General features: G+C 39.8%; 15 protein-coding genes. 1 reads left to right on the top strand and 14 read right to left on the bottom strand.

Translation table 11 applies throughout. The features are described from left to right. The 6 genes from AC58QO_RS28145 to AC58QO_RS28120 all read right to left on the bottom strand — a co-directional run bounded on the left by AC58QO_RS28145 (window position 1) and on the right by AC58QO_RS28120 (window position 9,040). Window positions 1-2,319, bottom strand: a complete 2,319-nt coding sequence (locus AC58QO_RS28145) for a helix-turn-helix domain-containing protein (RefSeq protein ID WP_497271437.1) — start codon at window positions 2,317-2,319, stop codon at window positions 1-3. 84 nt (window positions 2,320-2,403) lie between these two features. Next, a complete protein-coding gene (locus AC58QO_RS28140; protein WP_497271436.1) occupies window positions 2,404-3,933 on the bottom strand; it encodes an extracellular solute-binding protein in 1,530 nt (509 codons plus the stop codon). An 80-nt stretch (window positions 3,934-4,013) separates the two neighbouring features. Further along, window positions 4,014-4,895, bottom strand: coding sequence for a carbohydrate ABC transporter permease (locus AC58QO_RS28135; RefSeq protein ID WP_497271435.1), 882 nt, complete (start codon window positions 4,893-4,895; stop codon window positions 4,014-4,016). Between the two features lie 37 nt (window positions 4,896-4,932). Beyond that, window positions 4,933-5,883 (bottom strand): ABC transporter permease, encoded by a 951-nt coding sequence (locus AC58QO_RS28130; RefSeq protein WP_497271433.1) that lies wholly within the window; start codon window positions 5,881-5,883, stop codon window positions 4,933-4,935. A 995-nt stretch (window positions 5,884-6,878) separates the two neighbouring features. Continuing rightward, on the bottom strand, window positions 6,879-7,973 hold the full coding sequence (locus AC58QO_RS28125) for a GGDEF domain-containing protein (RefSeq protein WP_497271431.1): 1,095 nt from the start codon (window positions 7,971-7,973) through the stop codon (window positions 6,879-6,881). A gap of 623 nt (window positions 7,974-8,596) precedes the next feature. Further along, window positions 8,597-9,040: a hypothetical protein gene (locus AC58QO_RS28120; RefSeq protein WP_497271429.1), complete on the bottom strand. Its 444-nt coding sequence runs from the start codon at window positions 9,038-9,040 to the stop codon at window positions 8,597-8,599. 649 nt (window positions 9,041-9,689) lie between these two features. On the opposite strand from AC58QO_RS28120, the gene AC58QO_RS28115 reads away from it, so the two are divergent. Continuing rightward, window positions 9,690-10,181 (top strand): prepilin peptidase, encoded by a 492-nt coding sequence (locus AC58QO_RS28115; RefSeq protein ID WP_497271427.1) that lies wholly within the window; start codon window positions 9,690-9,692, stop codon window positions 10,179-10,181. Between the two features lie 874 nt (window positions 10,182-11,055). Here AC58QO_RS28115 and AC58QO_RS28110 read toward each other — a convergent pair. The 8 genes from AC58QO_RS28110 to AC58QO_RS28075 all read right to left on the bottom strand — a co-directional run bounded on the left by AC58QO_RS28110 (window position 11,056) and on the right by AC58QO_RS28075 (window position 22,491). Then, the gene (locus AC58QO_RS28110) at window positions 11,056-17,529 is read right to left on the bottom strand and encodes a glycoside hydrolase family 78 protein (protein ID WP_497271425.1); all 6,474 of its coding nucleotides are present in this window, start codon (window positions 17,527-17,529) and stop codon (window positions 11,056-11,058) included. 11 nt (window positions 17,530-17,540) lie between these two features. Beyond that, window positions 17,541-18,773 carry an S-layer homology domain-containing protein gene (locus AC58QO_RS28105; RefSeq protein ID WP_497271423.1) on the bottom strand — a complete coding sequence of 411 codons (1,233 nt, stop codon included), beginning with the start codon at window positions 18,771-18,773 and terminating at the stop codon, window positions 17,541-17,543. Window positions 18,774-19,015: 242 nt separating this feature from the next. Beyond that, window positions 19,016-19,591, bottom strand: coding sequence for an HD-GYP domain-containing protein (locus tag AC58QO_RS28100; RefSeq protein ID WP_497271421.1), 576 nt, complete (start codon window positions 19,589-19,591; stop codon window positions 19,016-19,018). 34 nt (window positions 19,592-19,625) lie between these two features. Then, the gene (locus AC58QO_RS28095) at window positions 19,626-20,210 is read right to left on the bottom strand and encodes a hypothetical protein (RefSeq protein ID WP_497271419.1); all 585 of its coding nucleotides are present in this window, start codon (window positions 20,208-20,210) and stop codon (window positions 19,626-19,628) included. Beyond that, a complete protein-coding gene (locus AC58QO_RS28090) occupies window positions 20,207-20,674 on the bottom strand; it encodes a hypothetical protein (protein ID WP_497271417.1) in 468 nt (155 codons plus the stop codon). Before AC58QO_RS28090 ends, AC58QO_RS28095 begins: the two co-directional genes overlap by 4 nt. Window positions 20,675-20,812: 138 nt before the next feature. Then, the gene (locus AC58QO_RS28085) at window positions 20,813-20,989 is read right to left on the bottom strand and encodes a hypothetical protein (RefSeq protein WP_497271415.1); all 177 of its coding nucleotides are present in this window, start codon (window positions 20,987-20,989) and stop codon (window positions 20,813-20,815) included. A 206-nt stretch (window positions 20,990-21,195) separates the two neighbouring features. Continuing rightward, a complete protein-coding gene (locus AC58QO_RS28080; RefSeq protein WP_497271413.1) occupies window positions 21,196-21,372 on the bottom strand; it encodes a hypothetical protein in 177 nt (58 codons plus the stop codon). A gap of 189 nt (window positions 21,373-21,561) precedes the next feature. Further along, on the bottom strand, window positions 21,562-22,491 hold the full coding sequence (locus AC58QO_RS28075; RefSeq protein ID WP_497271411.1) for a type II secretion system F family protein: 930 nt from the start codon (window positions 22,489-22,491) through the stop codon (window positions 21,562-21,564). Window positions 22,492-22,494 lie beyond the last annotated feature (3 nt).

The following is a 22,494-nucleotide window of genomic DNA, read 5'->3' as shown; positions in this document are numbered from 1 at the left end:
TCATTGTTGCAAAGTCTTTACATGTTTCACCCTGTATTCCCCTGGTGTTACTCCTGTCAGACGCTTAAATGCGCGTATAAAATTTTGCGAGTTGTTATAACAAAGCCGGTCGGCAATATCCGTCACTTTTAAATCCGTTTGCGTTAGTAATTCCTTCGCTTTATCAATTCGATAGGCGATCACGTAATCGGTAAACGTTACGCCAACCTCCTGCTTGAATAAGCTGCTGAAATGTGAAACCGGCATCATGACCATTTCTGCGAGAAACGGCTGTGATAAGTCTTCATCATAATGTTCGTGAATGTAGCGCAGAACTTTATCCGCGATTAACGAGTTCCGTTCACTTCGCAGATGGCGAATATGAGTAATAATCGTTGGGAACATGTCCTTCTTGAGCCATTGAACAATGTGTTCCATCGTTTTAAAACCATTTACAGTCTGGTAGACATTTTCTTCAAACAGCGTTGGCCCTTCCGTGGGGTCAAGTTCATATAACGTACGCATTGCCGCTGCAACAAGCTGAACGAAAGATTGACGGACATAGTCTGTCGTTAACGAACCTTTCATTTTTAACGATACAGCGAAATCATCGACCGCACTGCTTGCTTGTTCAAGATTTCCAAGTCTTAGATTTGTTAATACCGATTGTTCTTGCTCCACCGGATACGTTAACGTAGTTGCTTCCGGATTAACCTGTTCAATAAATAGAACCGTACCCGTTCCTTCTAACAACTGGTACTTAAGCGCTTCAACCGCTTCTTTATATGATCGTTGGATGTTCTCAAATCCCAAAAAGCTGTGGCCGACACCAATGGTCGCCGTTACTCGCAGCACTTGCTCGATTAAGGTTCGTATTTCTTCAGAAATACGAAATATTTCTGCTTGCAGTAGACTCGGCTCATCGCTCTCCAAGCCGTGATTGATAACAACAGCAATTTGATCGGATTGCATTCTAACGACCATGCCGTCTGTATAGTGGCTGATAATCTCTTTGACAATATTAATCGCCCCATAAAAAAACAAGTTAACGTCTTGCTCAGATTGGCAGCGCAGATTATCCAGCTCGATACATAATACGGTATAAAAAGGGCATTTTACCGAAATTTGATAATAATTGAGCTTTTCATTAAACTCATCGGAACGAAATGGCTCCGTAAGCAGGCGCTGAATAAAGTTGGCGCGCAAGAGCGGCATCGATTGTTTAATTTGATTTTCAAGTTCGTCATTCTCTGAACGTATCGTTTCCACGTAATAATGAATGAGACCGAACTCGTCCATTTTTCGCTGTGACGTCGGATTAAACTTTCCAATAACACGAATCGACTCCGTAATCCCCGAAATAATCTGAAACAACCGCTTTGATAGCAGAATAGAGGCGAATAAGCTAATCAAGATAAGAGCCAGACAAATAATAGTAGTCGTATATTTTATAGATTGAATTGGTCTTGTCAGCTCTCTTAGCGACAGACTCGATACATATTGCCATCCATTGTAGTCCGATTTCAGCGTGCTTACCAACATCCAATCTCCGTTAATCTTGATCTTATCGGAGGATTCCGGAATGTCGGACGCCATCATCACGTGGATGGAGTGATCGCTGAGTAACTCCCGATTGAGCGGCTTGTGCCAATCCGACAGAACATTCCCTGACGGTGTAAGAATCAGCATCTCACCGTTGGTGCCGGCATACATACTGCCAAACACATTGAAGATTGCCTGTTCGTTCAAATTGATGATCAAATAGCCGAGCGCCTGATCGGACGAAACTGGCAAACGACGTACCAAAGTAACGACATGAGACCCGACATTCAATTCTGATCGAGTCGTATTGTGTTCATACCAAAAAAAAGGCTCTTTGCTTTCATTAATGTGTTGAAGTAGCTCCGCTCCGAGCTTGGGTGCTTCTACAATGCCCTGACTTGGATTAATAGCTAGCTGCTGGCGATTCATGTATAAATAAACGGAATCCACATTGTCGATTAGCATTTCCATAGTATTTAATATGGTCGTTACATTTTTTAACGATTGAATATTATCTAGAGGATCCGGCTCTTTTAAAAAATCAGTTAACGTCGGATTGAACGCTTGCTGCAAGACAATCTTGTCATTCGTCACCAGCAGTTTGTCAATTCGCTCTTGGACTTGCCGCATCGTTTCTTTGTTCGTCTTGCTGATTCCCTGCATGATACTGGAACTAGCGATCATGTACGTTATGAAGCCAAGTACAATGACTGGTATGATAGAAATAAGCGAAGCAGCAAGCAGTACCTTTAACCGCGTACGATAAGTTGACTGTCTATTCCATATTGTACGTAGCACTTTGCACCACCTTTCGAGGAAACAACCGGAAGACCATCTCCCATGAGAAAATGATCTTCCTTTGCTGATGATTATTGATTGCCTTTATTTTTTGTTTGCTTTATACCAGTCATTTACTTCCTTCGTGAGTTGACGGCCACCTTTATCCTGCCATTCATTCGCGAACTTGTCGAAATCCTCGATCTGTCTCTTGCCCATCACTACGTTGACGAAGAATTCATCACGCAGCTTGTTCAGATCGGCACCCTTTTCGATCTGTGTAGGCGCCAGGTAACTGATTCCCGGGTTTTTTACGCCTTTATCTGCATCATAGTCAAACATATCATGCTGCTTTTTTTGGATTTCAGGCGCAGCTGTTTTCGAAACATTAAAATAAGGATCGAATTTGTTTTGGGAGATCAAATTTACAACGGCATCTGCCTTCAGCTTGTCGGTATTTACCTTTAAGGTTCCATCAGCATTCTTCGTATAATGGACGCCTTCTAATCCATAATCCTTGAACACTGCTCCTTCATCGCTCATTTGCCAATCTAGGATGCTGATAATTCGTTTTACTTTTTCCGGATCCTTCTCAAGCTTGGCTGGGACCGCTTGCAAACCATAAAAACCGATTTGTTCGTTCACACCCGATTTACCGGTTGGTCCAGTAACAAGCGGGATCAATTCGAATTTTGCATTCGGGTTTATTTTTGTTGTATCCGGCACAAAATGAGCATAATCACTGATGTTACCAATGTAAATACCCGCATTTCCGTTGTTGATTTTATCCCAAACCTGTGTTGTTTTTAACACAGCAAAATCTTTATCAATGGCGCCTTCCTTATACAGGTCTCTAATAAAGGTGAGTGCTTGTTTGCGCCCTGGAGTAATGGCGCTGTTCATTAAAGTACCGTCTTCCATCACTCGCCAGGTGTTTCCGGTATCGAATGCGTGCCAAACCGTTTCGAGGAACGCAAGGTTTTCACCGACGGCAAAGCCGAACGTATCCGCTTTCCCATTTTTGTCAGGGTCATTCTTGGTAAATGCTACCGCTGTCTTAAACAGATCATCCGTCGTTTTGGGAACTGGCATTCCTAGATTATCGAGCCAATCTTTGCGAATCATGATCGCGGTAGTCGTTAATGGGCGCGGACGAGGAATACCATAGATTTTTCCGTTAATTTTTACGTTGTCCCAAACTGACTTAGGCAACTTCATAATATTTGGCGAATTTTTGATATAGTCGTCAAGCGCGAGGAATGCGCCTTGTTGTGTATAATTGTAAAAATCGGCTGAAGGGAACGATTCCCATACCATGAAATCCGCCATATCGCCTGATGCAACGGCGAGTTTTTCTTTTTCCTCCGAGCTATTGTTCGGGATGGCTAGTGGCTCATAATCAATGTTGAATTTATCTTCAATAAATTTCCATGCCTCTGTCTTTTGCGCCGGATCACCGTAAAGCGGGAACATCGAGCTGATCTTGATACGCTTGCTGGTGTCTGCCTTAGCAGAAGACGAAGGCTGGGTCGAGCTGGCCGTATCTTTCTTTGCGCAGCCGATTGTGGAGCCCCCAAGTATCACTACCACCATTGAAAGGTAAAGAACGTTTTTCAATTTGCGTTTGTTGTTCATGTACTGACCTCCTGAATATAGTATGATATGGTAAAGTGAGCGATGTAAAGGATTGGCTCCCTCTAAACCCAAAGGTAAATTTAACCTTTTACCGATCCCAGCAAAACTCCCTTAGCAAAATGCTTTTGTAGAAACGGATAAACGATCAGGATCGGCACGGTTGCAACGATCGTTGCCGCCATTTTGATGCTTTTGGGCAACACTTGCGCACTGGCTTCGAGCGCAGCATTTTGAAATTGCTCGACTGAACCCTCGATGATCATTTGACGCAGCAGTACCTGAATTGGCCAGAGGTCGGACTTGTTTATATACATAACCGCCGAAAAATAGTTGTTCCAGTGACCGACCGCATAAAACAGTGTAAATGTAGCTAAGGCTGGCATTGATAGCGGGAGTACAACTCGAAACAGGACACCAAAATTGCGACAGCCGTCAATCCGGGCGGCCTCCTCCAGCTCTTCTGGAATACTCATAAAGAAGTTTCGCATAATAATCAGATTAAATGCGCTGATTGCGCCTGGCAAAATAACGGACCAGACTGTGTTGAGCAAATGTACGTTTTTGACAACAAGGTAAGTTGGAATCAGACCGCCACTGAACAACATGGTTACGACGACTAAAAACAGAATTACACTGCGGCCTTTCAGTCTTTTTTTCGAAAGCGGATAAGCCATTAAGGTTGTAAACAAGAGATTGATGAATGTACCCGTTACCGTAATAAAAATGCTTACCAATAACGAATGGACAAAATGCGTATTGGAAAAAATCGTATAGTAGGCGCCCCAATCGATTGTTTCCGGCCACAGGATAAGTCCGCCTTGCAGCACCTGTTTCATTGGAGCGAGTGAGGTCGCAATAACATATAGAAACGGAAATAGTGTGATGATCGAGAAAAGAAGAAGAATGCACACATTGCCTATATCAAAAGCTCTGCTGCCAATAGATGGTTTATAATGTAACAAATCGGTGCCTCCTATCGGAATCAGGGGCTCTACTTGATTAGTAGACGCCTTCTTCGCCGAATTTTTTAGTCAGCCAGTTAGCTCCCATAATGAGAATCAAACCCACAAAGGATTTAAATAAGCCGATAGCCGTTGTATAGCTGAACTTTCCGCCAATGAGACCTTCACGGTACACATACGTCTCGAACACATCGCCTACGTCATTTACCGTCGAATTAAGCATGAGGAAAATATGCTCGAATCCGATATCAAGAACGCTGCCCATGCGCAGTATGAGCAGTATGAGTATCGTACTGCGAATCGCCGGAAGAGTAATGTGCCAGAGCTGTCTCCACCGTCCAGCTCCGTCAACGATAGCCGCTTCATAAAGCTGCGAATCGACACCTGCTAGTGCTGCAAGAAAAATAATCGTCCCCCAGCCGGCTTCCTTCCAAATGCTTTGGCTGACAATCAAACCTCGAAACCATTCTTTGGTCGTTAAAAAAGCAATTTCTGTTCCGCCGCCTCCTTTAATGAGCTCATTAATGAGACCACCCTGTGTACCAAGCAGCATGTAAGTTATGCCAACCACGACGACCCAAGAAAGGAAGTGGGGTAAATAGATAACCGTCTGAATGAATTTCTTAAATATGGTAGCACGAATTTCATTTAGCAGTAGCGAAAGCACAATCGGAACAGGGAAAAAGAAAATTAGATTATAAAAGCTGATAAGCAGCGTGTTGCGAAGTAATAACCAGAATCCATTATAATGAAATAGCGTTACAAAATGCTTAAATCCGACCCATTCACTTCCTGTGATTCCTTTATAAGGGCTGTAATTTTGAAAGGCAATCACAATTCCCCACATAGGAATGTACTTAAATATGATAAAAAACAAGATTCCCGGAACAAGCATTAAATACAGTTCCCAGTCGGTAATCATATGAAATCGTTTCTTCTGCGAGATTGCATTCGACAACTTAACATGTTGCGCCGTTGTTGAATCCATGGTGTTTCCCCTCCATCATTTTTCTTCTCTTTGTGTCTCGTCGATGATAGTCACATTAACATATGGTTGTATGAAATAATATAATCTTTTTAAATGAGTATTGATCATGACTTGGTATCTCCATCGCTCTAAAGCAATAATTTTAACTATTTAACTCTAAGTCCACCAAAACTGCAGTGAGTACTTTTTGCTTCAGCAAGCCAAAGCCCCCAAAAAAACTTATTTTTTTAACAGTTCTGCTAATGTGCAAACGTCGTGAGGAAAGTAACGCTCTTACCGACACCCGTGAGTAGATGCGAGTACGGTCCATCAAAATCGTAATGGCGCCACTCCTGCCTCTTGTTCAGGGCACAACGGAGTTTTTTATGCCGTCTTATTAACAAACCGATGTAGGAATCCAATGCGGCTGATGGTATTATCGTGATATTCTTGCTGTTCCCATGTCACAACTTAGAAGTAAGTATTGATATCACTCGAATGCAATGTAGATTTCAAGGTATTAGGCGGTGTCATAAGTTAGTCTCATATTCGATGGGAGAAGACATAGTAATTATGGTTATGCGCGTGGGTAAATAATGGGGGATATTCATTTGGTCGATTTATTAACTTATTCTGATCATTAGCTGAAAAAAAAAGGCAGCGGGACTAAGCCACCAGCCGATCATTCATTTCGGTTGTTTTATAATCTAACGGTGACGGATGGAGTTCAATATACTACATTTGATGTATACCAATAACATCAAAAGAATGCCGAAACATTTAATTAATCCCCCCTTTCTATTTTCAATTTTCATTTCATACTTAAACGAATGATCATTAGAAATGGCTTCTATTTGTTTAGTTAATCTCCCTTTACTGTTACTGTTAAACAAAAGAGGTGGCTCTTTAAGCAACAAACCCCCTAAAAAAAAGTGAATGTTCACAAAAGCATACATTCACTAACCAACTCTATTTTCCACTAACAACAAACTTTATTTTCCTTGATGACTTTTTTTTTAAGACGTTGTCAGCGCCAGTTCTTCATATGAGACGACTTTGTTTTTACCTGATTGTTTCGCTCGATACATCGCTTTATCTGCATTTTTAATTATTTCGTCAGTTGAATTTCCTTCTTCATACGTCGAGAATCCAATACTTGCGGTAACAATGGTTTCACCCTCTATACGTGCCCTTATCTTTTCGGCAAACTCACCCATATTTACTTTAGGATCCTCGACCAGTACGACCATTTCTTCGCCGCCGTACCTACCAGCAATTCCTACCTCCTCAGCCTCTTCTATTAGAATTGAAGCAACTGCTTTAAGTACTTTGTCACCTTCCTCGTGGCCAGAGGTGTCATTCAATTTCTTGAAATTGTCGATATCAAAGAATAAGATTGAGATAGGCTTCCTCTCACTGATCAAGAATGAAACCGTCGTGTAAAAATAAAAGCGATTGTACATACCTGTTAACCCGTCTCGAGTGGATTTATTATAGCTGGACTCCATGAGAGACATTACCTTACCGAATAGAATGAGGAACAAAACTGCAAAGAATGCTGTCCTACATAGGTTGTCCAAGAAATGTAGTGCAGTGGCAGGCCCCGTAAAGTCTTCCAACAAATGCGACATTGCCCCGATAGCATAAAGAGTTAGCCCAGCGACATATATCCTACCGTCGCCCATCAATGGCTTTAAGGATATATAAGCGAAAGCCACTAACAACAGAGTAAAGGCGTCAATCGCTACGGGCATAAATGATAGAAGGATAGCGCCCCCCAATAGACCGTATACCGTTCGCGTTACCCTCTTGGTCGTTACTCCAAACAGTTGATAAATCCCCATGTTCGCCAGGATGAAGGAAAATGTGTTTAACATGTTGTGAACTAGCGTTATTCCCTGACCCACTTCTGTTCCTGCGATGCCCATTGTAAATAAAACTATTTGTCCAAGCAGCATAGTTCCCATGCAAAGCGTAAGCGTTAGGTATGCGCGCTTCTGTCTACTGATCAAAAGCCTTGCGGAAAGTAAGAACATCAGCGTCATGACGACTATATTTAGAGAAGAATAATAAACTTCACCGATCACACCTGAAAAAATCGTAGTTGCCATAATGATAAATCCTCCTGATTACCGAGCTGGTTTGTGATGATTTCTCCCGTCCATTTCTGTTTAGTCCTATCGTGTGCCCGATTAAGCATCCTGCTTTTACTACGGTAGTCTACCTGTACGCCTTATTATTAATATGATTAATTAAAGTGTTCTTCAAGCCACTACTGGAGCGTTAATCCTTGTGCTTCTGCTCTACGTAAAGGCTCTTCTTTTCTATGCTCAGATAAATAAAAAATGGATAAACCAGTATCAATCAGAGTTCCATCGTATTTGGTTTTGACCAACGGGATATTTTCTTAGCCTGGTCTAGTCAAAAACCTTCTTTTGTTAGGTCCACCATTCTGACTTCTCCAGCGCGTAATCTAAAAACCTCATTTTGACTACGTTCGTCTCTTCCTTTGATCAATGCTCCCTTACAAAAAATTCACATCATAGTTCTCGAGTTGTTTCAACTCATCAATTGAATGTAAGATACGTACTTCAAATGTCTTTTAGGTTCTTATTCACACTCCCGCTTGTTCTATCTAGATTGAACTTCACTTCAAACCCATACTTTTTATAAAAGTGCTCAGAACGATCGAAGTGATCTGCATCATTGGGGGACAACCAGCCTTCAATGTGTCTTAGTCCAGTTTTTTCGATTCTTTAATGAAATATTTCATCAAGATAGAACCGTTACCTATATTATAAGTCTCACGGGGGATGTCCTCGATTTTTATGTATTTAGTGTGGTCAGGAGTGAAGATATCCGTTAGAATTGTTCCAAACATCCTTGGAAGGTTCGATATTCCAGGATAAGAAACGCCCATAAGGTAGAAAGTCAATGAGGACTCTTTCATGCTTCTGATCACAAACAAGTCCTCACCTTGCTTGTTTTTTTCGATACCAATAATTTCGTGATTCGGGAATATCTCAAAAACTCTTTTTGCGATATCGACGCGATCTCTTAATCTCTTAGCTTCCACTTTTGCTTCATTCAACTGCCTTAGTAATCTACTAATTTCATCTTCGTAATTCTCTTTTATAGTTTCAATATGTTTCCTGCAAAGCCATTGCAATAACTTCACGGTTCTATCCCTCTTTCTTGAAGTAATCAAGCTAATCCTGATGCGAACAAATAGTTCTAAAGCAATAGTTATATATATATATATATATGTGTGATTATTGTACCATGTTATTGAGAAATAATGGTCTTAAATACTTAATTCATCCTACCATTTATTTCTTGCTCATAATGTAGAGTATTAACATTTAAAACTCTGTTATATAATTCAATAAATTCGTTAGTAATAGTATATTAAAATAATAAATTATTATTTTTGTTTGTCTTTAACATTCGTTTTTTTTCGTTTGAGAAAAGTATTTTAAAATTACATTTGTTATAATTAAATTAATAAGAACAAACCACGAACGGAATTTCCGGCATTATTTTGCCCGACAAGCTTACGAAAATGGTGCATCTGTCGATCGAATTACTTGGGCACGCCACATCGCGGACGGCTGAAGAAAACTATTTACATCGCGAAATATTAAAAGAATTTGATGTAAGTGAATTTGTAGAATTAGCAGGATTCAATAACCTAAAGGATTAATCTCTTTACGATAGTTATTGACCCACCTATCTAAAGAATTAAAGCGTTATAGAAGTGTATAGATGCTCAACTGAGAGATACTCTTTACTTGGAAAATTGAGTGAATGGATATAAGGAGTTAACTATGCAGCTCAACGAGTATTCGCAAGATATAATTTGTATATTGATTTATTGTCTGTTTTCAATTGTAATGCTAGTTTGTGGATATACCGACCTTAGAACTAGGCGTATTTATAGGCATGTTAGTTTCCCTGCGACAGTTATTGTAATTATTCTGCGATGTTTGTACCACCCAGAAGGATATCTATTTTATCTATTCGCTATACTTCCAGCAATTGTATTTTACATCCTTGCCGTATTCGGATTTGATATTGGTGGCGGTGACATTGTAATTCTCTTCTTTATAGGCATATCGATTGGATTTTTCCCATTAATGGTGACAATTCTTAACACATTTCTTCTCAGTCTACTCCTACTACTATTTAATTTCTTAATAAAGCGTAAAATTGAGTATAAGCAGCCATTAGTTACGCTACTGGCTATTGGGGTAGGATTCACCGTGCTGGAATATTTTGCATTAAAACCTTTTTTTCAATGGTTGCAATTTTGGGGATAGCAAGGTTAGTTAATTGAGCAATCAAAAAAAAGGACGAGGCAACCATCTGCCTCATCCTTCTTTATATATCTTAGTATCTTTAAGGTGAATTTTGCCATGTCATTCTATTAAAAAGTAATCATGTCCAATCTAATAAATCCGACCGCACCACATACCCATTTTGTACAATTTTGTGCTTTGAGCACGTGTCATTCCTTCTGAATATTTTGTACTGTTGAAATTCGCCACGATTCTACTCATGCTCTAGCATAAGAGCCTCTACAAAAGCCAAAAACTCTACTGCACATATGATTTTGTTAATAACCCACATAGATACACCTCTCTTATATCATTATCTGCAGACTTGATCTATTTTTTATTTATTTTTTTCAGGTGTTGTTGATCACCAGTTTTTATGTACATAAGAAAATGATACTGATTAATGAGTGCTTTTTGCTTTAAACGTGCCATATTATCACCTCCCTATGAAAATAGTATTCCCCGAATCTATCATTTTTATACTAGATTCAAAAAGACTCACCATGTACCCCCATAAGCCACCCTATTTATATTGGATCCCACCCCCAATATTAGTAATCTAACAAAATGGAACCCTCGCGAGCACGACATCCAGATTTGAAATTGCGGTTCCCAACTGACATAGCGATAGTAAAGGGGTAGTGTGAAGAAATACTTGTGATGCTTCAACTAATCTGCCCGTTTCCCTCCATACACAAAATTAAATAGGCGTTCACCCAATAGAGTGAACGCCTATTTAATTTCAAAACTTAGTTTGTTACTTCAGAACTTTATTGTCTAATTCATTACTTTAATGTCTACTTCAAAACTTTAATGTCCTCCAACACCTTGCTGCCTTATCTCTTGTTTCATGTGGTTAATTTCTAATCTGATTTCTAATTGCTTCAAAAACATTCTTTTTAATGTTAAAAGGAACATCAACGGATTGTACCAGACCATTAGACCAATTGACTGTAAATCTCATTTTATATGCCCCATCGGATAATAAATTAACGAAGTTAAGATTCATCATAAGACCGTTATAATTAATGCTGTTGTTTGTATTCAATGATGTTGCATAACTTGTTTCTACTAGTGTTGCAGTTAGCGAAAGTGGTTTTGTTAAACTCGTTCCAGTATCCGATACTTGCGCAGATAGTACCAATACTTCACCTGCCCAAAAGTCATTAGGTTCATGCGATTTAAGAGGGAATTTACTATTCCATTTCAATCGATAACTCTCCCACTCTGGTGTATGTGATACCTGGCCAGTAATGGATAGTGGGCTTACAGTAAACGGATATGTATTTGTGTATATCCCATTCTTCCCATCATCAAGCGTAAGCCGCATTACATAATTCCCTTTGTCCAATGGACCGAACAGGAACACTTTATTTGTACCTGATGCAACTGCAGACCACTGACTAATCGTAGAGAAGGCTCCTCCATTAAATGAATACTCCACTTTTATAGAGACATTATCGCCATCCGGATCTGATTGTGTCACTGTAAAAGTAGGTGTATCGTGTTCGTACATGGGGGTTGAAAAGGAAATATTCCCTGTCGGCGGTCGGTTTATATAAAGCCAGGTCTGCGAAGACCAATCTGACCAAATCATCCCATCGTACACCCTAACACGAACTCTTAATTTTTGGCCTGCAGGTAGATTTGCGTTTACAGCCCAACTTCCAGTTGCGGAGTTCGATCCTTGCCAATACTGACCCGAATCTAAAATCATCGTGTCATTTGCTTCATTAGTGATTTGAATTTGAAAGTACGTAAAAGTTGTTCCTGGATCTGGATCGTTTTGATTCCATCTCAGGTTTGGCCGCAAGTTACTAAAAATTGTTGGACCTGCTTGTGTACCGTTTGGATCCACCATGGTAGCGACAGGTGGACGGTTAGTAATTAACCACCCAGTAGTAGACCATGGCGACCACAAACCTCCGTCATCCTGTGTCCGTACCTGTACTTGATACTTCTGTCCGATGGCCAATGAAGTGTTTAGAGTCCATCTGCCAGAAGTAGACGACGTATTTTGTGCAAACACCTTATCAATCACGGTCGTCCCAGACGCGTCCTTTACTACCACGTGTGCTTGAGTGAAGAGCGTTCCAATATCTGGGTCAGATTGCTGCCAAGTTATCGTTGGAGTCAAGGAATTAGTATAATCTGGACTAGCAAAAGATCCAGTAGGAAATGTTTGTACGACTGATGGCGGATTATTTACTGGTGGTGCAGCCACGGTCACAGATTGTTCTTCCCAATCCGACCATGCTCCATATTCGTCTCTTACTGCTTCTCTTATGGTATATACCCCAGGCTGTGATGGTCTAATAAGCTGTCCACTAGCTGTAGTGCCATTCGGTGCAGTGTAGTTGTATTTACGCTCTACTATTCCACGAGTGGTCTGATAATTAATACCAGTCGGTTCCGTGGAATAAACCGATGAACTTAGCCATCTATCAGGGTCATAACCGTTTTCCGTGTAGTGTACAAGTAAGTCAGCACCTATAACAGCAGTAAATATGTTGATCGGTCTACGATGTATTATCACTGTTTGAGACGAAGGATCTGAATATTGCATATACGCCGCGAAATTTGGATTAGGATATTTAAACCCAATTGGTGCAGGGTCATCAGGCAATTGATAGTCGATTTTGTAAACTCCCACTTTATCCATTGTGAGACGAGGTGATGTAGTCACTAGACCGTTATATACCGATAATCCTGAGTAGCCGTCCCCTGCATCTAAAAACTTCGTTGGATTCACATGTGTGTAAGACCACTTGTTTAATACCGTAACAGCTGGATCATTCTCTATATCTGAGTAGCTAGTCACATAATCAAGCGAGTCCCCAACAATACCAATGTTCTCAGTTACTGAACTACTGTTTAGGTACTTAATTGTAGTGAAGTCTTTTATCAGTGAATTAGCCATTTCTGAATACGGTCCGAATGAGCCACTACTGAAAGAAGTATCGGTTACGTTAATTAATGGCACACCGTTTACATAAGCTTTGATAAGCGTACCAGTCATTTTTAACTTGGCCGTGTGATAAGTTCTCCAAGTCAGTTGGTAAGGGACTTCTGACAATACAGTTCTAACACCACCTACATACTTAACCAGTGTCGTTTTCTTTGGTGACACCTCAAGACGATACATATTATTCTTGTCTTGAATACGACCTGCGACCCCAGCTGTTGTAGAATCACTTAAGCTATCATAGTTAAACTTAAGCTTTGCCAATACTTCTCCATCAGCTAACTGAGCAGATGTGTTGTACAATTGCCCAGACCCTGTCAGCCCCCGGCTCGGGTCAACATCAGTTTTCAGTGTGCTAATAACCGTTACTCCTGACCTGTCACCATAATCATTAAAACAAGTAAAGGTTAGAGTTGCATCTCCACTGTAAAACATATTAGGCAAAGCCCCATAACATCCCAAAAGTCCGACATTAAACTTACTAATTAAAGATCCGGTAGTTGTGACGTTGTAGACATAATAACTATATACACCAGTACCATTGTCCTCCCAAGCCAGGTAAGTTATGACACCATCACTTGACATGGTTATACTTGATACCCCGCCATTACTACTTGATGCGGTGGTCGTTACCCCTGTACCTACGTTGTAAAATTTTATGTCATGTGGAACCGTGTAACTGTCCCCAGTCTTATACATCACAACATTACCGTTTACTATTTGTGGGGTTTCCTTTGCCCCAAAAGTCTTGATAACTGCACCAGTGTTATTATTCAAAACTTGTGAAGCTCCTGGTTTGGTAATAATCACATAAGCATTGTCATCAGAAACTATTAATGGTATAAGATCTGATCCTTGACCGCTTTGTAAGGGATCACAACCAGTTATCTGTTTCGTCCACAATACCGTACCTCCAGGGTTGAGCTTGCTGAGAGAGCAGAAAGGTGGGTAATTTACAGCCGTGTACGCATAACTGTTGCCCGCCCTATCCTTCGCATATGGCACAACTGCCGATGTAACTCCGGTGTAGACTTCGTTACCGTCGTCAGTCTGCCAAGTCCAGGTATAGGGCATTTGCCCAGCAAGCGGTGATGATGCCTTTGCGGGTATACCATACCATATTGGTGCCGCAGGGGTTGGTGGCATAGCCCATCCATTACCTACGGATGAGTAGAAATCTAAGATTTTATGGAGAGGAAACGCAACAAACCCTTCACCCTTAGCCGATCTTTCTAGGTCAGATATTTTGAATACCCATTCACTGATCTGGTTCCTTTGCCAACTGTTATTCCAATAGACGGACCGATACCATATTCGATCGTTTTCGAGATCTTTTCCTATTATTTCGGCGTATCCATAATTACCCATGTACTGAACCGGCTTGTAGTTAGCCACCGTGGCATTTATATTCATAAACCCTGGGTAGGCACTCCCGTACTGGAACAAACTAGGGGTTATCATCCCGCCAGCGGAAGGATTCCCGCAACCATTATAATAGGTATCGGAACATGAATAACTCATAACCTTGGACGTCAAATTACTTGCGCTAAGACCTTTGAAATTTCCTGCACTAGGGACAGCATAGGATTCAATAGCACCTTCTCCAGCATAAGGCACGTAGTTTCTTCGGTCATACGATTGCCAAGTACCGCCTGCTAGATCAGCTGCCGTATACGTGGTAGATACATACTCAGGTGGGGCATAATCAGCACCCTGTATGTAGAAATCCGCAGTTGGTGCATCATTTACAATTTCAAAATGGAAATCTTTATCTGCTGACTTCTGAAGTCCAAGTCCTTCCTTAATATGAATATGGACGTTACATTTTCCCACTTGAGTAGGATTAAGTACAAATTTTCCCGAGGCATCAAGTGTGACGGTCGTGTATGTTTCGTCGCTGTACGATCCGTTATTATTCCGATCACAAATGTACTTTACGGTATGTAGCATAATGGGATCATTATCAGGAGAAAACGACTGATCCGTAAAATTCAGCGGAACGTTTCTGATCCCAACAGTTGCATAGCTTAAATTAGCTATTGGTGCTAAGTCTTCTAGTACTGTTAACACGGAAACTGCTGGATTTAGTGAAGTTAACCCGCCACTATCCGTAACGTCTAATTTGATATTGTAATTACCTGCGCTCGGATATATTGGCAAATTAGTACCGTTCCAATTGTAATTAACAATGGACCGTTTTAGTGGGCTATAACTCCTCGATCCATCAATTGCAGGCGTATACGAACGCCCTTCCACTACTTTAGGCGGCAGCGAAATAACTGGCACTGGATTCGGAGGCACAACGCTCATGTTCGCAGAAGTTTGGGATTGATTGCCGCATTTATCCGTTGCCGTTACTTTTATGTTATGAATACCAAGGACGTTAGCGTTAAAATTGTATGTCCAACCGAAAGGTTCGTGATTCCATAAACCATAATCGGTTTCTAGTTGTTTGACCCATGAACTAGAACTTCCTGGGAAGTCCCATGTAAGAAAGTAAGGATCTCCATCAGGGTCATAAGGTTCATCTTGATCTCCCGGATACATAGCTGGTTTTTGTATTACCCTCAACCAAACACGTTCATTTACAGGAAACATATTCTCAGGAGTAAAACTAAAAGAGTCCCCTGCATTGAACCATCCAACATGTACCACTGGCGGACTATTAGATCCTGTGCATGATGCTGGTGATACAACTTGGAATGTTTTCGGACCTGCCGTTGCTTCTCCACCACATGTGGACGTAACTTTAAGTGAGACACTGACAGTTCCTATTGTCATCCAACCTGGGTCTGGTGGTAAGGCACCAACATTGAATGAAAAAGCACCGGTATTAGAATACACCTTTGAGTTTCCATTTTGTGAAACCGTATAGGCTACCTGTTGAATACCACAACCATTGCCTCCAGTAACGGAAATACCATCGGCTGTAATACCGTTCGATTGCCCAAATTCAATTGAAGGCTTATCAATTTTGAAATTGGCAGTTATTACTTCGGTAGGAGGTACAACAGCGCACGATGCTTGAGGAGTTACCGTAATTGACTTACTGTTATCAGAGGTACTACTTTCAACTGTCACAGTGTCAATAATAATAGCTACTCCGTAAGGAGAAGTTCCTGAAAAAGACTTTGTGAAGTTTTCTGTTTTTTGTTGACCAGAATTAAGTCCTGAGTAGTTATATGTCTGGTAAGTTGAACCGTCGATTAAGACTTTCACGTTAAAGGCTGTTGTTATGTCAGTACCACCCGCATTGCTTACAGTAAAAGTAAAATTGGTAGACGTATTAACTTGTACACATGAAGGCCCATTAATTGCACCTGCTACTAAGTTTGCTGCTCCTGTGGGAGTATCATATTCCACCTTAACATTTGAATCATATTGAAATGTAGTTCCACTAACATTCACTCTGAATGCAGCAAACCATACTCTAACTCTTGAACCATTGCCAGGATCAGGAGACTCTGAATCAAGACCAGGAATAAAATCAGAGAAATTTTGATCATAAATTACTCTAAATTTACTAGCGTCAGAAGAATCTCCGTTTACTTGAATAACGTTTATGGTCTCGGCTCTAGGAAATCCGCTTCCAGTAGGTCCCGTTATATTAACCCTCTCATTAACTACTGCAGAACCAGAAGATGAGTTTGTATTAACTGCCTCATATGGAACATATAAGTCTCCGACATTTGTTCTATATGAATTTTCAATAATAGAATCTAAACCCAAATGCTGCATTGCGGAAAACTCGGTCTCATTGGATGAACAATAAGGAACCTCTGGCATATTATATCCAGCTACTAATTCTGTAGGAGCTCCCGTAGTCTGATGGTGTATTCCGTCAGAAGTCCCCAGAGAAGGTCCGCAATTTATACGGTGTGTATTACCGTCCCCCCCTGTTACGTCTGCGTACCAATTTAGTTTATGCGGGTCTGTTGGAATGTATCTAAACCACGCATAGTACCCTCGTGCGCCGTTCTCATTATTTTTGGAAGTTACAGGTATCGCAGATCCGGATGAATGTATATCATTCAACGGTCCTGTATAACTATTCAATCCTACAGCAGCAGGTGGTGTAACATCCTCAGTTCCATGCAAAATACGAGTTATAGCTTTTCCAGGAGGTACCGTCAAACCATTGACCTTAGCACCAGAAACATGGCTATATTTAGAATAATGATTTCCATTTGCATCAGCCCCCGTTCCATTATAATCGATTGGAAACGTTATACTTGTAACAGGAGCAGCAAAAGCCTTTGTTATCCATTCGCCTAAATACTGATAAGGTAGAGATTCAAATAATAAAAGAAACAAAATTAATAAACTTAAAAGTTTAGTTCTCCTCCTGAATTTGGACAACTTCATAGAATCACCGCCTATTTCGCTAGAAACGATGCTGTAATGTCAACAATATTTCTACCATAGTTTTTTTGAGGCGGAATGGCAGGAGCTTCAATTCTAATCTGTATCCCACCGTCAATAACATATCCAGACTTAGGCATAACAAACAAATTTGTGTCCCCAGGTCGATCTATAAAAACCAGACCAAGAGTATTGAGTGTACCATTTTTTAGAGCTGTTGAATCAGAACTCGAAATACCAGTAAAACTTAACAAAGGTTTGGTATTTTTAGCATAAAGACTTTCATCTTTATTAAAATCCAGATGACTTTTCACCACTATAATGTAATAGTTTTTAAGATCAGAAACATGAAAATCAAACTTCCTAACGCCTTCAGCCCACCACTTCATTTCACTAATATTTCCGACAATATCCCTATTTGGGTCATTTGGATTATCCATATCCACAGCAATGATTTGATCAATCTGACCCTTATATTTTCCGTCAGGTGTCTCCATAATAAGTTTAGTTGGGTTATATGGAGTTATACCAAAGTGTTCGTCGGTGTTCTGTTTTCCACCAAAAATAGGAATCATAGAAAAAATATTAGTGTGTTTAAGTGCCAACTCAGCATTCCCTACTGCGTATTTATCAATTTCTAATTTCTCACCTAGATTGACTTTTAAAATACGCTCGATAATTGTTACTGATTGGGCACGAGTAGTAGAGTTTTCAGGCTCCAAAGCCCCCTTAACCATTCCTTGAATAAGACCAATCTTTGTTGAATTATACATGACAGAACTGTTATCAATAGTAACTGCCTTGTTTTGAAGTGTGCTATCCGTTGCTCTTAATGCAATTCTGGCCATTTCTAACCGAGAAATTGGTTCATTCTTTTTATCACTTTCGAAATCGGTGTCTCGAAGGATACCCTTTTCAATTGCAGCAGATACAAAGGGAACTGACCAATCAGAACTTGAGTCTTGACTATTCACAGTTACTTTCATGGCTGTAACCACCATTTTAATAAACTCAGCTCTGCTTACATTCTTCTCTGGCCGAAAAGTTTGGTCCTCATAACCATCGATGTATCCTTTTGAAATTGCGATTTCAACTGAGCTCTTTGCCCAATGTCCTGCAATATCCTTAAACTGAACAGTAGTAGGTAAACTACTTGAACTGCTTGCCGCGGAAATTTCAACAGAGTTACACCCCGTAGTTGTTGCAAATGTAAGTGCGCTCATTAATACAAGAATTTTTCGTTTCATAGAAATCCCCTCTGCTTTTACTGAATATTCTTTTGAACTTTAAATGAGGAAATTATTATTACATACCAGTCACCCGTCACCGTAACTCGCCATCATATCGTCCTTTGATGTATTGTATTAACTTCTAGTTTAAAAATACCAATATATTAATATATATAATTATATATTAATATATTGGTATTTCAAAGTTATTTTATAATTTCTTACTACCGTTTTTCTTCTTCTTCTTTTGAATAAACCTTTTATATTACTCGTTTGGAAGCGGGTTGTATCTTTGAAGACAACTCCTGATGAACGATATTTTTGAGTATATCCACATAACCTAGATGAAATGAACCTAGACGACCACGTTCCATTTCATGTATTACAAATGATTTATCTAACTCTTCTTTATATTCTCTTTTTTCTGTCATAGCATCATACACATCGCATACAGCAACAATTCGAGATATAATAGTGTGATTAGTAGATTGGTAAGGGTACCCACTCCCATCCTCCCTCTCATGATGACCACTGACTCCGTCAATAATTATTCCATCATAGGATAATTTTGATAGAATTCGGACTCCGCTCCTTACATGTGTTTGAACTACTTCATATTCTAATTTTGTAAGTGATCCCTTCTTAGATAAAATCTCAACAGGTACTCTTAGTTTTCCTATATCATGTAATAATCCTGTTCTTAATGCAGCAATGCATGTATCAACTGCCAAACCTGATCTTTGGGCAACTTGAAAACAAAGTAGAGAAACGCGTAAGGAATGGTAATAACTTTCCACGTGATGCTTCCGCATTCTTTCCATTAATATATGGTCCAACAACATTCTCCCTCCTAACATCCAACTTTTTTTATTAGCGCATTCTTACGCTGGAGACACTGCTAAGAACTACAGGTTCACTTCGTCCAAGTCCAAGTAGTTGATGTCTGATTTCAATAATTGCCACTACCGATGGACCATAAATGGTAACATCGACTTCCCTAGTCGTCTCATCAGACGTACCCGCGTACACAGTAATCTCTTTATGCAAATAGTATGGATATGAGGTATTCGTAACGAATTCCAAGTCATGAATTATTGGTGATACCTTAAGAGGACTTCCATTTAACGGACCGTTTGTGGCATCCAGTCTAAGATTTTTTCTTAAATAATAATAAAAGCTATTTGTACCAACTTGGCTATCCCAAACTAATCTTCCATAGGCTGCCTCTGTTTTGTCAATATCAAGGGAAGCTGCATGCGTTGACAAATCGAGCATAGGTTTCGTTTTGTTCATCATGAGAGATTGCGTCATCCAATTAGTTGCTGTTATCCATATCCACACGATCGACATCGTAGCAAGAAGTGTAAACAATAAGATATGAACGCTACCTCTTTCATCCTGCAGTGGCACCAACCACTTATTTTTTTTCGCTTTTTGCGAAACTATAGGTATCATTCGTAGGCTTCACTCCTCCCATAGAGAGGAATATAGTAAAAACCTTCTGTTGGCTGGTTACTACTACTTCCGCCGATTGCAAATAATATTTTTGTTAAGTTAGGCGCCGGATATTTAACAATAACAGTAATTGATGGATCAGGGTCGTCCCTAAGTACTTTTGATAATGTGCTACCAGCATAGCTAGGATAGCTATTCCCAGCGATCGTTATTGCGCCAAGTCCTAATGCTGTAAATCTTGAATTGGTCTCTGCAATAATAGCTGGACTCAGATACCCAACCGCTTCAGCCTCTTTTAATGCATGGTTGGCAATCATGTTCACGTGATCAGCCTTCATCGTGTAAACAAAGAAAGGGATAATTGTAAAACTCAAGAATAGAAGTAATGGCATAACCAAAAGGGTTACAAGCAGGTTTACAATACCCCTATCATCATTAATAACTCTGATCCATTTCCGGTTCATTTTGTCCCCCATGTCGCTTCTAAGAATATTTTATTCACCCTAAAGATGGTTATTGTCAAATTAATAAAACCTGTATGGGTAAAAATATCATCTTTCCCATACAGGACCCTGTCAAAAACGAGTTACGATAAATATCATTTATGGCGCAGAAATCGTAACATCGCCTGTGAGGGAACTAACTGAAGCTCCTGTAACTGTTGTATTTATAGTCGTACCTTTTGTCTTCACACCTGGCACAACTTGGACCCCTAAGATATACAACCCTGCCCCTGCAACTAAAACACATACCAGGATAATCATTATTAACTTTGTCACTTCAAAACCTCCGAAGTAAAACGAATTTATTAAGAATGGCTGTCTTACAATTAATTGGTTACATAATCAAAGCTTCGAACTTTTGTAGTTACCGAAGTGTGTCCATTAGTAACTTCATTATTCAAACCGCCATTGCCGGAAAAAATATAAATTCCCGTCCCAAAAACCAAAATGACTAGCAACAGTGTAGTTAGGAGTTTTGTCATTTAAGGAGCCGTAATTGTAATTACACCAGTCGTGGAATTAACGGTAGCTCCGGTTACAGTTGTATTTATGGAGGTACCCTTTGTCTTAACACCTGGAACAACCTGAACTCCTAAAATATAGAGTCCAGCCCCTGCTACCAGTACACATACCAGAATAATCATAATTAATTTTGTCATGTTTTTACCTCCACTATTTTTTATTTCACGTTATTGAAAAGCGTTATGGATTTTCGTCTTCTGAGTACTTCCGGCATCACTTGCTGACGGAAGTATTAATGTACCCATGACGTACAAGCATGAACCACCAACTAATACGCACATGAGTATTGTTATAATAAGCTTTGTCATGCCTATATAGCTCCTTTCCTAGGGTGTAGTGTAACTGGTAAGTATTTGTGACTTTACTGAAATCAACCAAGGGTAAAGAAATAAAACAATGTCCATGCCAAATGGAATCATGACGTAGAAACTAATCCACAATGGTGCATTTTCAATTCTTCTATTGACATCAGATTCTAAGGTGTCATCTATATTTTTGGTTTCGGTCAATAATAAGTGTGATATTTCTTTTGAATCTGCATCACTTAAGGAAATTAATGCGTTCACTAATGGATATACTTCTGGAATGCCTACGCTGTCTTTAAATCTTTTGATGGCCAGTTTCTGATTTTTACCCCACATCGTTGCCATCTCATTAATAGGCCCTTTTAATATATTTAATGGCCTACTCGCTCTTAGAAAAGTATCTCTAACATCTGCTTTGTCATTCACCAAAAGCGCTAACCTTTGTGAAAGCTTTGCAATTTCCATTAATATTTTCGTTTTCTTGTCTGCTGCCAGCGATATGATAATAAAATAAGGTAACCAATAACCAATCAAACCAATCATAACTAACATCAAAACTAAGAACATATATGCACCTATCGTATAATTACGAAGCATGTCTAGAGTTCTTACTTGAGACATACATACAAAAATTAATAATATAATCGTTACGGACCATCGCATAATTTGAAAATACTCATATGTTAAACTTGTTGGTAATCCTGCCAATCGTGCCTTTTGGTAATAATTCCTAACGATCGTTGGCATATCGTCATCGTTTTCTAATTTCTCGATCAGGTCGCTCTCTTTTTGCCTTTCTTTTAACCTCTCGACTAACATTGATAAACGACTATTCCGACTAAATCTGATATTACTCAAAACCGTAAGCCAAAATGCAAGCGCGCCTGCAGAGAACACCAAAGTTAGGAGTATCTTTAAGCCATCGATCCAAAACATTTGACTGATTTGCATGTT

The organism is Paenibacillus sp. J31R30 (assembly GCF_059692115.1).
This window is presented reverse-complemented; position numbering and strand designations above follow the sequence as displayed.

What these genes read in the sequence shown, in the direction of transcription:
- AC58QO_RS28105 (WP_497271423.1), bottom strand. Translation starts at nt 18,773, where the DNA reads ATGAAACGAAAAATTCTTGTATTAATGAGCGCACTTACATTTGCAACA.
- AC58QO_RS28090 (WP_497271417.1), bottom strand. Translation starts at nt 20,674, where the DNA reads ATGAACCGGAAATGGATCAGAGTTATTAATGATGATAGGGGTATTGTA.
- AC58QO_RS28080 (WP_497271413.1), bottom strand. Translation starts at nt 21,372, where the DNA reads ATGACAAAATTAATTATGATTATTCTGGTATGTGTACTGGTAGCAGGG.
- AC58QO_RS28095 (WP_497271419.1), bottom strand. Translation starts at nt 20,210, where the DNA reads ATGATACCTATAGTTTCGCAAAAAGCGAAAAAAAATAAGTGGTTGGTG.
- AC58QO_RS28140 (WP_497271436.1), bottom strand. Translation starts at nt 3,933, where the DNA reads ATGAACAACAAACGCAAATTGAAAAACGTTCTTTACCTTTCAATGGTG.
- AC58QO_RS28115 (WP_497271427.1), top strand. Translation starts at nt 9,690, where the DNA reads ATGCAGCTCAACGAGTATTCGCAAGATATAATTTGTATATTGATTTAT.
- AC58QO_RS28130 (WP_497271433.1), bottom strand. Translation starts at nt 5,883, where the DNA reads ATGGATTCAACAACGGCGCAACATGTTAAGTTGTCGAATGCAATCTCG.
- AC58QO_RS28125 (WP_497271431.1), bottom strand. Translation starts at nt 7,973, where the DNA reads ATGGCAACTACGATTTTTTCAGGTGTGATCGGTGAAGTTTATTATTCT.
- AC58QO_RS28110 (WP_497271425.1), bottom strand. Translation starts at nt 17,529, where the DNA reads ATGAAGTTGTCCAAATTCAGGAGGAGAACTAAACTTTTAAGTTTATTA.
- AC58QO_RS28075 (WP_497271411.1), bottom strand. Translation starts at nt 22,491, where the DNA reads ATGCAAATCAGTCAAATGTTTTGGATCGATGGCTTAAAGATACTCCTA.